Origin of the sequence: Pseudoalteromonas phenolica (genome assembly GCF_005876835.1) — a bacterium.
Lineage (GTDB): Bacteria > Pseudomonadota > Gammaproteobacteria > Enterobacterales > Alteromonadaceae > Pseudoalteromonas > Pseudoalteromonas phenolica_B.
This window is the reverse complement of the sequence record NZ_PPSW01000016.1, coordinates 171583-184980: the sequence shown is the minus strand read 5'-3', so window position 1 is coordinate 184980 and position 13398 is coordinate 171583. Positions and strand designations below refer to the sequence as shown.

12 protein-coding genes are annotated in these 13398 nt (G+C 41.7%); 6 read left to right on the top strand and 6 right to left on the bottom strand.

The genetic code is table 11. The features are described 5' to 3' along the window. Positions 1–330: 330 nt before the first annotated feature. A complete protein-coding gene (locus tag C1E24_RS11870) occupies positions 331–939 on the top strand; it encodes a trimeric intracellular cation channel family protein (RefSeq protein WP_138481682.1) in 609 nt (202 codons plus the stop codon). 17 nt (positions 940–956) lie between these two features. Then, positions 957–2468, top strand: coding sequence for a YifB family Mg chelatase-like AAA ATPase (locus C1E24_RS11865; protein WP_138481680.1), 1512 nt, complete (start codon positions 957–959; stop codon positions 2466–2468). On the opposite strand, the gene C1E24_RS11860 is transcribed toward C1E24_RS11865, so the two are convergent. Next, positions 2465–3169 carry a response regulator transcription factor gene (locus C1E24_RS11860; protein ID WP_138481679.1) on the bottom strand — a complete coding sequence of 235 codons (705 nt, stop codon included), beginning with the start codon at positions 3167–3169 and terminating at the stop codon, positions 2465–2467. The two genes, C1E24_RS11865 and C1E24_RS11860, sit on opposite strands and share 4 nt — an antisense overlap. A gap of 178 nt (positions 3170–3347) precedes the next feature. After that, on the bottom strand, positions 3348–5798 hold the full coding sequence (locus C1E24_RS11855; RefSeq protein ID WP_138481677.1) for an alpha/beta hydrolase family protein: 2451 nt from the start codon (positions 5796–5798) through the stop codon (positions 3348–3350). A gap of 109 nt (positions 5799–5907) precedes the next feature. On the opposite strand from C1E24_RS11855, the gene C1E24_RS11850 reads away from it, so the two are divergent. Further along, the gene (locus tag C1E24_RS11850) at positions 5908–6984 is read left to right on the top strand and encodes a hemolysin family protein (RefSeq protein ID WP_171040885.1); all 1077 of its coding nucleotides are present in this window, start codon (positions 5908–5910) and stop codon (positions 6982–6984) included. Here C1E24_RS11850 and C1E24_RS11845 read toward each other — a convergent pair. Then, positions 6974–8182 (bottom strand): EAL domain-containing response regulator, encoded by a 1209-nt coding sequence (locus C1E24_RS11845; RefSeq protein ID WP_138481675.1) that lies wholly within the window; start codon positions 8180–8182, stop codon positions 6974–6976. The genes C1E24_RS11850 and C1E24_RS11845 overlap by 11 nt on opposite strands. A gap of 138 nt (positions 8183–8320) precedes the next feature. Here C1E24_RS11845 and C1E24_RS11840 point away from each other — a divergent pair, with 138 nt between their 5' ends. After that, entirely contained in the window at positions 8321–9334 is a 1014-nt protein-coding gene (locus C1E24_RS11840) for a site-2 protease family protein (protein ID WP_138481702.1), read from the top strand. 58 nt (positions 9335–9392) lie between these two features. On the opposite strand, the gene C1E24_RS11835 is transcribed toward C1E24_RS11840, so the two are convergent. After that, entirely contained in the window at positions 9393–10703 is a 1311-nt protein-coding gene (locus tag C1E24_RS11835; protein WP_138481674.1) for a short-chain fatty acid transporter, read from the bottom strand. Between the two features lie 292 nt (positions 10704–10995). Between C1E24_RS11835 and C1E24_RS11830 the strand changes: the two genes are divergently transcribed. Next, the gene (locus C1E24_RS11830; RefSeq protein ID WP_130255620.1) at positions 10996–11235 is read left to right on the top strand and encodes a hypothetical protein; all 240 of its coding nucleotides are present in this window, start codon (positions 10996–10998) and stop codon (positions 11233–11235) included. Here C1E24_RS11830 and C1E24_RS11825 read toward each other — a convergent pair. Next, positions 11218–12129: an AEC family transporter gene (locus C1E24_RS11825; protein ID WP_138481672.1), complete on the bottom strand. Its 912-nt coding sequence runs from the start codon at positions 12127–12129 to the stop codon at positions 11218–11220. The two genes, C1E24_RS11830 and C1E24_RS11825, sit on opposite strands and share 18 nt — an antisense overlap. Before the next feature lie 131 nt (positions 12130–12260). Between C1E24_RS11825 and C1E24_RS11820 the strand changes: the two genes are divergently transcribed. Beyond that, positions 12261–12632: a YacL family protein gene (locus C1E24_RS11820; RefSeq protein WP_138481700.1), complete on the top strand. Its 372-nt coding sequence runs from the start codon at positions 12261–12263 to the stop codon at positions 12630–12632. 20 nt (positions 12633–12652) lie between these two features. On the opposite strand, the gene C1E24_RS11815 is transcribed toward C1E24_RS11820, so the two are convergent. Beyond that, a complete protein-coding gene (locus C1E24_RS11815; RefSeq protein WP_138481670.1) occupies positions 12653–13369 on the bottom strand; it encodes a 2OG-Fe(II) oxygenase in 717 nt (238 codons plus the stop codon). Between the last annotated feature and the right edge of the window lie 29 nt (positions 13370–13398).

Below are 13398 nucleotides of genomic sequence, written 5' to 3'. Positions count from 1 at the left end.
CGGGCTTTTTTGCGTTTATGGTGCTAAATCGTCCTGCACGGTGATGAGGTGATGCACAGTGATAAAAAGACGAATTAGCGCAAGGTGAAATGAGCAGCCTTCACAGTAGCCTCTCTTATCACTCTGAAACATACACCCTCAGCTACAGCTAAACTGGCTTGCTTCACTTCGTTCACTGTCGCTAGCCTTTTACACCTTTCTTGCGCAAAAGAACCGCACTCACTTCGTTCGCCGTCGGTAACCTTTTGCACTTTACTTTAATATTTAAAAAATTAATTTATAATTCATTTTTAATTAGCTTTTCATATCTGTCTATTTTCAGGAATTTTAATGAGTGATCTTATCCATTGGTTCGACTTACTCGGTGTAATGGTTTTTGCTATTTCTGGGACCCTTATTGCTCATAAAAAGCATTTAGATGGTTTTGGTGTTGTCGTGCTTGCAGCGGTAACAGGAATCGGTGGCGGAACGCTGAGGGATATTATTTTAGATGAACCGGTTTTTTGGCTGCATGATCCAAGTTATTTCATTGCTATCTTTAGTGCAGTATTGATCAGTATTGTTGTATTGAACCAGCAAAAGCAAATTCCGAGTAAATTTTTACAGGTGGCAGACGCGTTCGGTTTGGCACTTTTTGCTGTGATGGGTACGCAAAAAGCCATGTTTATCGGTATGCCTGCTACAACGTCAGTGATAATGGGAGTGCTTACAGGGTGTTTTGGTGGGGTGATCCGTGATGTGCTCGCAGGTGATATCCCCCTGCTTTTAAAAGGTCAACTCTATGCAATTACCTGTATTTTAGGTGGGATAGTCTATACTCAGTTGATGTCTTTTTCTATAGCGATAGAAGTAAGCATGTTGTTTGGTATGTTAACCACCTTGCTTGTTCGATTGATGGCGATGCGTTACAACTGGGTGATACACGTTTTTAAATATTAACTGATAGGGACAAGGATATGTCTTTAGCAAAAATTCTTACCCGTGCGCAAGTGGGTGTCAAAGCACCTAAAGTGACGGTTGAGGTGCATCTAAGCAATGGGCTTCCTGCTTTTATCATTGTTGGTCTTCCTGAAACTTCAGTAAAAGAGTCTAAGGAACGAGTACGCTCTGCTCTCGTTAATTCAGGCTTTCTGTTCCCAGACCAACGTATAACAGTAAACTTAGCGCCTGCAGATTTGCCAAAAGAAGGCGGACGATATGACCTCGCAATTGCCGTTGGGATCTTGGTTGCTTCTGGTCAATTACAAAATACAGAGATAAGTAACTTTGAATTTTTTGGTGAGCTTGCATTAAGCGGTGAGCTTTCTGCTATTACTGCGATTTTGCCTTCGGTTATGGCTGCGACTGAAGAAAATCATGTTGCTTATATCCCGAAAGGTAACGATCAACTTGCAAGTTTAGTATCTCAGTCAAATAGAAAAGCCGTCACCAGCTTACAAGAAATTTGGCTGGATCTGCATGGGCAGCAATCACTCACTTTAAATATTACTTACGATCAAGTTTCTGAACAGTCTCTTGAGCAATTAGATATGAGTGATGTGAAAGGTCAGAAAATAGCAAAGAGAGTATTAGAAATTGCAGCGGCAGGTGGTCATAACCTGCTTTTCTTGGGGCCGCCTGGTACCGGTAAATCTATGTTGGCTCAACGTATTCCAACAATTATGCCTCAAATGACAACGCAGCAAGCACTTGAAACTGCTGCTGTGTACTCTCTAGTAGGGCAGTCGGTCACACATCAAAACTGGTTGAACCGTCCATTCAGATCTCCGCACCATACTTGCTCAGCAGTTGCATTAGTTGGTGGGTCGTCCAACCCTAAGCCTGGAGAAATATCATTGGCGCATAATGGTATTTTGTTTTTAGATGAGCTGCCTGAATTTGATAGAAAGGTTTTAGATTCGCTGAGAACGCCGATGGAGACGGGCCGAGTCACTATTTCTCGTGCTGCTAGGCAGGTCGACTTTCCTGCAAGCTTTCAGTTGGTTGCTGCACTTAATCCCAGTCCAACTGGGCATCATAGCGATAAACGGGCAACACCTGATCAAGTGTTAAAATATCTATCAAAAGTATCAGGACCATTTTTAGATAGAATCGACCTGCAAGTGGAATTACCAAGGTTAACGACTGAAGAGCTTCAGTCTAATCAGCCTGAAGAATCGAGCGCTGACATTTGTATGCGGGTAGAAAAAGCCGTTCAGTTTGCTTATCAACGACAAGAAAAAAACAATGCAGCGTTATCAACTAAAGAACTGCAATCACATTGTGGATTATCAAAAGCAGATGCTATGTTTCTGGGGAAAGCTGCCGAGAAATTGGCTTTGTCACCACGTTCATATCATAAGGTTTTGAAGGTGGCGCGTACTATTGCAGATTTAAACTTGCAGGAGGATATTGATTTAGCCTCTCTTAAAGAGGCGTTAAGTTATCGTGCTTTTGAACGATTACTTGCTCAGCTAACAGCGTATTAAGTAGATAGCATATAGCCTTTACCGCGAACAGTAACTATGCGTTTTTGTTCTTTTTCATCACCTAGCTTCTTACGCAAGCGGCCGATAAGTACGTCAACCGTTCGATCACTTGGGCTCCAGTCTGGCTGGCCGATATCTTCTGAGATTTTTTCTCGAGAAGTCGCCTTACCTGCATTTGCGATTAAACAAATAAGTACTTTGTGCTCAGCTTCAGTTAATCTTGATTCTTCAGCTGCGCCATTAATCAGAGTGCGGTTATCTGGATGAAGTTTGAAATCTGAGTACTCAATAAACTCTTCAGACTCATCGTCATCATTTGCAATCGTTAATCGCTTACACAAAGCGCGCATTCTTAATTCAAGTTCAAGTAGGTCAACGGGCTTACAAACATAGTCATCAGCACCTTGCGCTAAGCCTGCGATCCTATCAGCTTGAGAATCTCTGCTAGATAACATGATAACACCAATATCTGTCAAGGTATTAAGTTCTTTCGCTAATGCTAAACCGTCAGTGGCAGGTAAAACAATATCGACGATAGCCAGCACAAACCGTTCTTGAGCTTGCGTTGCTTGCTGCACTTTGGCTAATGCAGTTGCACCGGTACTATCAATTTCGATGCTAAATTCTGTTTCAGCAAAATGGCTTATAATGCGTTTTGCTAAAAGTTCATCATCTTCTACTAATAATACTTTGATACTCATAGGTCAGCTATCTATTCAATAATTATGTATATATTAGCACTGTGAAAACATTGCTGAGAAGTGAATAATGACAATTTGTAACAATTGCATAAACATTTATGCAATTGGTTCTGCTAGGTGTGATTAAAATGGTCCACCTTAGAGTGCATCCCCTAAGGTGGACATAATTTATGCATACTTATTTATAAATATACTGCCACCATTGTGGTTGGTCTTTTAAATGCATATCAAAATAAGCGAGCATGGTATCCCACCAGTGGAAGCGACGATCACGGGCAAATACTTGGTGATCTGTGCCTTTGTACTCAATCAACTCTACGTCTTTGCCTAGCAACTTAAGTGCTGTGTACATGTTGTGGCTTTCACCTGGAGGCACGTTGGTGTCAGCGTCACCATGGATAAGTAATAACGGTGAGTTTACTTTGTCAGCATGGAAAACTGGGCTGTGATCGGAGTAAAGTTTTGGGTTATTCCATGGGAAACTGTTTTTCGAAGCTTCGCCAGAGTATAGGTAGCCCCACCAACCTTGGCCCCAATAAGAAGTAATGTTTGAGATACCTGCGTGAGAAATCGACGCACTGAATAAATCCGTTTTAGTCGCAAGTAGCATAGTCATAAAGCCGCCGTAAGATGCACCTAAGTTACCTACTTTGTCTTTATTTACATATGGGTGTGCAGCTAAGAACTTTTTAGTGCCTTCGATAATATCGTTTGCAGTGTACTCACCCCATGCATTCACGTGCTTAGCTGAGAATTCTTGGCCAAAGCCTGTGGCACCAGTAGGTTGTAGCACATACACTACATAACCTTGTGCTGCCCATAGGTTAAAAGGATAACGACCCGTAAAGCCTCGAGAAACAGGAGAAGTACCACCATAATAGTAAACTAGAGCAGGGTACTGCTTGCTTTCATCTAGGTTGTGAGGCGTGTATACACGGCCCTTAATTTCAACACCTTCTTTATTGGTGAAGTTAAACTCAGAAAGGGTTGCGATTTCGCTATTTTCATAAGCCAATGCTTTTGAATCCCACAGTGTTTTAGCGCGGTTTTTAGAAATATCTAAGCGCTTCAATTGCTGAGGGTGAGATGCTTGTGTGCCAGTCACGAGTAAGTCTGGGTTGCGCTCGTCAGAAATACTGAATCTACCAACGACATCAAAGCCTGTTTTTAGCTTAGTAAAACGTGCTTTGCTTTCATCGTATAAATACAGTTGTTGTGTATCACGCTCAGTCACTTTGATCACGACATCATCATTGCTTAATACTTGCATTGAACCAATTGCAGGGTCGAATGATTTACTCAATGCTTTGGCATTTTGACCTTGGCGGTCTAGCCTATAAAGCTGGCCATCGTAGTTGTTCGCAAGCATATTCTCAGGAATAGCACGGCCTAACCCATTTGCAAAGTCAGGGCCCGCAACCACATAGATGCCGTCATCGGAATACTTTGCTGAACTAAATGTGCGGTATTGACCAAGTACAGTCTGCTGGTTGTCTTTTAGATTAACTTCTACAAGCTCTGTCAGCATGTGAGGCGGTTTAGCATAATCCTGAGGGTTACGCGTTACTAAGATTGTGCCTGCTTCATTATCAAAATCGGCCAATGAATGGCTCAATTTACCTTCAGTGATTGGGTTAATAAATCCAGAGTTGATGTCTAACATGAAGATTTGGCTGTTATTACGTGCATAAGACCAGCGGTCTTCTAACCCTCTGAAGTGTTTAACTAATGTGTGCTTACTTTTATCTGACTTAGACCAAGCAAATACAAGCGTGTTGTTGTCAAAGTACTGGAAGCCATATGCGCCATCTAGTTGTTCAGCGACCACCTTCTCTTCTAAGTCTTTTAGATTTAACACAGTGATCGCTTTATTACGAACAAATACAACCTGTTTGCTATCTGCGCGCCATTTAATTTGATTTGCTGATAGTCCGTCAAAGCGGTAAAGCACTTTACCCTCTTCATCGGTTAACGTTGTTTTGTTGATGGCTTTATTACCATGGTTACTCTGGTAATGACGCTCAGTAACAACATAGTATTCGCCGTTTGGAGAAATCGACACAGAACTGATTGTTGGCGCATCAAAAAGTTGCTTAGCTGAAAGCGCACGAGTTTCTTTTGCCGTCAGTGTAATAACGTCATGTTCTGCTTTAGGTAGGTATTCTAGCGAGACTTTTTTCCAGTCATCAGCCTGTTCTACCACGATAACCACTTGGTGGTCGCCCGTAACCGCATTGATGTCGTATTCTTTGCTGCCAGATAAGGTTTCACCATTTAAAAATACATGGGCTTTTTCGATACCATTAAGCTTTAACTTACCTTGCACAAAACGCTCTGCCGAGAAGTTGAACTTAATCGCTTGCAGTCCTGCAATCGTCAGGTCATTCACTTCACCTAGCGGTTGCCAAGTTACTTTTTTACCTAATACTGACAGTGTTTTTGAATCACTTTGTAATTTAGGCAATAAATTATTAATGATGGCAGTTTGGTAAGGCGTGTTATTTGGCTTAATTGTTGCTGTATCAGCAAGGGGTCCAATAAACTTTACTTTATTTGCGTCTAGCTCTGCAGCGACAAGTTGCGTAGAGAGTGCCGAAAATAGTAAAGTGGCGACCGTTGTTAATTTCATTGATGCACCTATTGTAGGGAAAATAATTGCCCCAATATAGCACATCAAATTAAATCTTCAGTAGAGTTGCGATTAAGTCGCGAGAGTCTGCGAAATTAAGGAGTTTAGGTTGTTTCTGTTATTCAGTTACATGTTTTTGGCCATTGCCATTTCATTTCTATGTTCGGTGATGGAGGCGGTGTTACTCAGTATTACACCAAGTCATGTAGCGATACTAAAAAAAGATAAACCACTACTCGCACAGCGAGTGCAGGGTTTAAAAGACAATATTGATAAGCCATTATCAGCTATCTTGACCTTAAACACAGTTGCGCACACTGCGGGGGCTGCGGGTGTTGGTGCACAAGCGGCCGCAGTATTTGGTGATGCTGCTGTGGGTATTGCGTCTGCTGTGATGACATTATTGGTATTGGTACTTTCAGAAATTATTCCTAAAACGCTAGGTGCAACTTATTGGCGTGCGCTAACGCCAATTGTGTCATTGGCTTTAACTTGGATGGTTCGAATTCTAAAACCGTTCGTGTGGCTGTCAGATCAGCTCACTAAATTAATTGGCTCAAAACAAGATGAAGCGCACTTTATTCGCCAAGAAATTGAGGCTATGGCAGAAATGGGTAGCGAGGCAGGTGCACTGCAACAAGAAGAAAGTGAGACTATTCGTAGCTTATTACAGTTTAGGCATGCCAAGCTTGAAAATGTCATGACGCCAAGAACTGTGCTTTTTAAAGTGCACAAAGATATGACGGTAAACGAGTATTTATCTGAGCATGGCTCGGTATCTTTCTCTCGTATTTTGGTCTATTCAGAGAATACCGATGACATAATTGGTTTCGTACATAAGAACGACATTATGTTGGCCTTCCATCGCTTAGGGGAAGACTACAAAATCGGCAAGCTAGTAAAGCCGATTTATACTGTGCCTGAGACGCTAGGTGCGCCAGTGCTGTTCCAAGCATTATTAGAAAAGCGTATCCATATTGCGCTGATCATCGATGAGTATGGTGATGTGCAAGGTATCGTTACCCTTGAAGATATGATTGAGTCATTAATGGGCATGGATATTGTTGATGAGCGTGAGCAATCGACCAATATGCAGCAAGCCGCAAAACAAAAATGGCGTGATCGTGTCGATGGCCACTCTCATTTAATAGAAGCTGATCCTGAAGAAGAACAGCCTAAGAATTAAAGTTTGTCATTCTAAGCCAAGAGTGGATCCAGCGAATAAGCTCATTCTTGGCTTTTGGGCGACTAATCAAAAAACCTTGCATCAATAAGTCATGTTTGTATCGCTCTAGATACTGTAATTCCTCTATTCTTTCTACCCCTTCAGCCACGACTTTAAAGCCTTCTTTGATTGCTAAATCGACCAAGCTTTTGGTGATAACTTGTGAAAAGTAATCTGTATCTATGTGAGTGATCAAAGAGCGATCTATTTTAATCTCTGTAAATGGCAGAGACTTTAGTTGGTTAATATTGGTAAATCCGGTGCCAAAGTCATCAAGAGAAATTTCAAACCCTTTCATTCTTAAGCGGTTTAGCGTTTCAAGCTGATTGGCACTTGATAGTGGTTTTTGTTCGGTGATCTCTAAAATAATATCACTAGGATGAAGGTGATTTAACTCAAGTAATAAAGACAGCTTTGCCGGGCAATTCATATCTTCTAATTGGATCGGCGATAAGTTGAATGCCAATTTACATGGGTGAGGCAGCTCTTCTTTCAACGCTTCATATTCGGCCGTGGCTTTTTCAAACAATTGAAATGTCACTAAGTTTATTAAATCTAAATCTTCTGCAACATCAATAAATCTTGCCGGCAAAACAGTAAAACCGTGCTGCTCAGAGACAATACGAGCCAGCACTTCAAGGCTTTCAATTTGCTGGGTTGCACGGTTTACCTTAGGTTGATAAAAAGGAGTGATCTCACTATTACTCAATGCATGTAATAGCTCAGCTTCACTGATGAGTTGGCCATCTTCTGTCTGAGGCCGAGAGAGCGTGCTGAGCTTTTTAAGCAGCCTTTCTACTTCAACGAGTTGTATTGGCTTAGCAATATTACCCAAGAGCAATGCGTGATTCTGCCTAGCTAAGTTTGACGCTAGGTCAATAATGCGACGGTCCATTTCTGAGATAATAATCACGCCGCCTTGATAGCCTTTCTGACCGACTTGCCTGATCAATTCCATGCCATCCATTTCAGGCATGTTTAAATCTGTAAAAATGGCATCAAAGGCTTTAGGTTGTTGCTCTACGAGTGACAATGCGGCTTGTGCTGACTCGCAACAAGTAACGTGCTCAACGCCGAGCTCAGCCAAAATTGCCTGCATGACCATGAGAATGGCCTGTGAATCATCAACAACCAAAATACGCTGTGTTTTAAAGCTCATAAATCACTCCCTGAAATTGGTTAGGATATTTAAGTTTAGAACAGCGAAATAAAAATGACCAAATCGAGATCAAAAAATGATGGTTTGTCACTGTTAGAGTTTGTTGGGATAATAAAAAAAAACTTTAGTTTTAGCGTCATGACTCGGATCGAACTTAACGTGGCTGGACAGCCAATTTCTCTGATTTTTAATCAACAACAAATTATTCAAGTTTTTCATCAACAACAAGCCTTAGTACTTGAATCGGAATCTGAGCATCTACAAAGTTGTCAGATAAACGAACAAGCAGTGAATTTTAATACCTCACAGCTTGCACAAGGGCTGCTAGGGGTTGCTGTGAATACCCAACCCCCTCAATGGCTCGAAGTACCTCACCAACAAGCTGAAAGTAAGCGAGGCTGGTTGGGTTTAGCGATGCTTAGCTTTAAAATTTTCAAGAGTGCTAAGGTCGTAAAAGCTGCGCTTGCGGGAGCGTCAGTGGCAGGTTATGCGTGGTTATTCTCGTTGGAGTTTGCCCTGATGATCATTGCTTGCTTGGTGGTACATGAATATGGTCATGTGCGTGCGATGAAGTACTTTGGTATCAAGACTAAGGGTATCTATTTAATTCCTTTCGTAGGTGGCTTAGCTGTCAGTGATGAAAAAATTACAACCCGTTGGCAAGATGTGGTGATCTCTTTAATGGGGCCTGCATTTGGCTTAATTACCTCAGTGTTGGGGGTGGTGCTGTATTACGCAACAGATATGGAGATTTTTGCCGGTGTCGCCGTGCTTAGTGCACTACTTAACTTATTTAACTTATTACCTATTCTACCTCTGGATGGCGGTCACGTACTAAAAAGTATCAGTTTCTCTATGCGTTCTTGGGTGGGTCTCCTTGCCTGTTTTGCTGGGGTGTTACTGGGGCTTTATATCAGTTGGACATTTGGTTTGATGCTGCTGGTGTTTTTTATCTTTATAGGCAGTTTAGAGATAGTGTTTGAGTGGCGTGAGCGTCATATTTCTCATCTGTTACCCCTTGATAGATATGGTCAGATTGTCTCAGCGCTGATGTATGTGGTTGTAGCAGTAGGGCACATTGCAGTGATGATGCACTTTGCAGATTCAGACAATGTGATTTTAAGCTTACCAATGAAGATCTTATCGAATTAAGTATGTATGTCGCCGTTGATGATTGTAACGGCGACATCTTTTCAGTCACTCGCAATATTTAAGCGAAAGTGAGTATTGCTGCAATGATAACTCCACTCACCGTTAACTGGATCAGACAAAATCCCATAATATCTTTGGCCTTTAAGCCTGCAATTGCTAGCACAGGCAATGCCCAAAATGGTTGAATGAGGTTAGTCCAAGCGTCACCCCAAGCAACAGCCATCGCCACGCGGTTTATCTCAGCTCCAAGCTCTATCGCCGCAGGTAAAACAATCGGGGCTTGCACAGCCCATTGACCGCCACCTGAAGGGACAAAAATATTCACTAAGCCGGCACTAATAAAGCTCCAAAATGGTAGTGTGTCAGCGCTACTCATTGAGACAAAGATGTTGGAAATTTGTTGAGCGAGACCTGAGTCTTTCATGATTGCCATGATCCCAGCATAAAACGGAAATTGAATAATAATACCGGCACCACCGCTCACTGCTTCTTGTAAGCTTTTAAGCAGATTTGCAGGCGTTTGATGAAGCAGAATAGCCAAAAATAAGAATAAGCCGATCACACTATTTAGATTGAGCCCACCACCGAGCGCAATAAAGTAATAGCCCATATAACCACAGCCCAAGGTGCCAATGAGTATGCCGAGTAACTTACTGTGTTCTAGTTTTTCAGCTGGGGTATTGATGCAAACAACCGCAGTCTTTTTTTCTTCAAGCTTTTCTTTATCAACAATGATTTGTTGGTCTTTAGGCGGAAGTAGCAAGGCATTTAGAAGAGGAAGCACAACCAGTAATACGGCCATTAAAATTAAATTAAAATGCGAAAACAGGGTATCTTGCGTTGTAATAACCCCAATACTGTCGCTAGAAAAATGGGCTTCTGTTGCAATGGTTAAGGGCACTGAACCCGATAACCCACCATGCCACACAATAAAACCAGAATAGGCACTGGCGACTAATACGCGGTAATCGACTTGTACATGGCGAGCGAGCGCTTTGGCAAATAATGCCCCAACAACCAATCCAAACCCCCAGTTTATCCAACTGGCAAGCATAGATACTAAGGTCACCATGACAATTGCCGTAGAGCCTGAGCAGGCTTTTTGCGCGAGTTTATCAAGGAGCGACTTACAAACAGGTGTACTTGCTAGCATAAAGCCCGCTACGAGTACCATTAACATCTGCATCGCAAAGGTTAGCAATGCCCAAAAGCCTTGGCCCCAAGACGTGACGGCTTGTTCAAATGAAAAGGGGGTTAAGGTAATGCTGAGTGATAAAACAACCAGTGTTAATAAAAGTACGATAACGTAGGGATCGGGTAAGTAACGTTCAACCAATTTAGTCACGGGCTGAGAGAGTTTAAAAAGCATGATGAAATCCTGTTATTATTCTTTTAGCTATCAAGACATTAATCTTGTGCTTTGTTATCTATTAAGCATAACTAAATATCGAATGGACTGCCTTACTATTTATATCTAAAATTCAGTATGTTAAATGACGCCCAATAAAGTGAGTAAAAAAACCAATAAATGGCTTATTAAACCACTTTTATATCTTTAAAATAGAATTTGATTTATATAACATTTTGATTTTTATAGTTTAATATTTTTGGCACGATTACTGTTTAGTTAATAACAGAAATCTTAAATAAGAGAGGTTACCATGGCAGAACAAGGTTCAGGCGGTAATGTAATCGCCGCAATTTGTAATATATTTTTTCCTGGTTTAGGCCAGCTGGTACAAGGTCGTATTATTCCAGCACTTATTTTTGCAATCATTGTGTTTGGTGGTTATGCGCTTTGGTTCTTAGTACTTCCAGCGATTATTGCAGCGGTTGCACACTTATGGGCAATCATAGATGCAGCGAAATACACTAGCTATCGTTCACGGTACGAGCGTTAGCAACCATATACTTAACGTAAAGACGCTGAGCAGTGTTGAGAGCACAACACTGCTGGCAGCAACATCTTGTTTTACTCTTAATTGTCTTGCTACTAAGTAAGCATTCACGCCCAGTGGCGATGCGGCCATTAGAGTGACAACGGCAACATGCGCTGTTGGTAGGTTAAAAACCCAAGTTGCAAAGGAAAAAACAGCTGCGGGTAGCAGGCCGAGCTTAATAATGCTGATTATTAATGCACCTTTCCAAGCTTCTTTCACCGAATATTGATTTAAACTCGCACCTAACACAAATAACGCCCCTGCGATAGCTGGCTCGCTTAGTAAATCTAGCCCATTGATGAGTGTTGTAGGTAGAGGAAATGACATCGCGTTTGCCACAATACCTAAGCTAATACTCAGCACGACGGGGTTGAGTAATAAAGGCTTCAATAACTCACCCAAGCTCCCTTTCACGTTACTACTTAAAGCAAAGGTCAATGCAAATAAGAGTGCACTATGGAAAGTGATCACCATAAACACTAATGCGCCGTAATGCTCACCAAGTGCCATGATTATGATGGGCAAACCAACTAATACCGTATTTGAATAACACCCAGAAAGCGAAAGAACCGCAGATTCAGCCAGTGACAGCTTACCAAGCACTTTAAATGCAATGCATACTGAAAAATACACAAGCATCACAGGCAGATAAAAACTGAGCAGTAGGTTGAGTGACAACGCCTGTTGTAAATCGGCTTTGTACATACTAAGAAAAAGAAAAACGGGAATGGCCAAATTGAAAATAAAGGTGCGCAGCCCTTCAAAATGGACCGAGGATAAGAATTGTATTTTGGCACAAATAAACCCAGCGGTGACCACGAAGATCAGCGGGAACAGAATATCAATTGGGTTCATATCAACTCGAAGTGGTGTCGGAGCGTGAATTATCCTGTTTACGCTATGAAAGCTCAAGTCGCTGGGCAGTTTATGCCATGCAAAGTATAATATTCTTTGTTTATAAGTTTTTAATTGTGAGAGACAGTCGTATGGAGTATCAATTTATTCGTGATCCAATCAGTGGTTTCAGGGTCAAGATCAGTGACGAGCAAGCTTTGATTGGTCGCTGGTTTAACGAAGAGTTGGCTCACAATGAAGTTAAAGACTTACTCGCGCAATGCCGTAACATTAAGTCATTAAACACACCTTTGGTGAGATTGGGCAAAGAAGTACGCTTTAAGTTATGTGAGCAAGAGGCATTATTTGAAGCGCATAGTTTATTTCATAACAGCGATGACTTAGCGCAATATCAAGATGATGCACTTGAGCTCGACGAGCATGGTCTAATGGCAGTCTGTGGTTTTGAAGATTTTGTTGAGCTGTTAGAGGCCTGGAATGACTTTATTGGAAGAGGCCGCTAGGGCTTCTTCCAAGTTTAATTTTACATCGTAGCCTGCTCTGGTGGCGCGCCGTAGATTTGTTCGGCTCTGTTAAACAGTACCCAAGACGTTAATATATACTTATCGTTAGAAACTGGAATGCAGCCTCGGTGTGTGTGGGTGAAATAAGCCGGAGCGACAACCATAGCGCCTTTTTTAGGGGCTATTTTTTTATTCTGATAGTGAAACTCAGTTTCTCCACCTTCTTCAACATCATTCAAATAAAACATAAATAACAGTACGCGATGAAGCGCTTCATTATGGCCAAGCTGAGGATATACTTCACTGTGCCAATACGGATAACCGCCTTTACCAGCTTGATATTTTTGCGCTTGAATGTTGCCCAAACGAAATAGCTGTTGGGTAAGTACATGAATTTGTGGTTTACCGACTTCTTCGAAATTATCGACAGTTAGGTCAACAGGTTGCCCTGTTTTTGGGTGATACACTTTTAAACCGAACGCACCAATCATCATAAAGAAGTGTTCTTCAATATACTTAAAAACATGCTGTGCGGTGACTTGTTGAATGTGTTGTAAAGTCTGTGCGTACTCAGGGTGCGCATTTAAATACAGATCGTGACTAATTTTTTTGTTTAGATCGACACCGCCAGACGTGACCCCTTGCTTTAGGTGAGGGCTTTGGTCAAACTGCTGCACAAATGTATCGCAAAAGTCAGTTGAGAGTGCGTTGTCGTAAACGCGAATAAAATCTGTCATCTGAGTACCTACAGGATATTAGAATTATT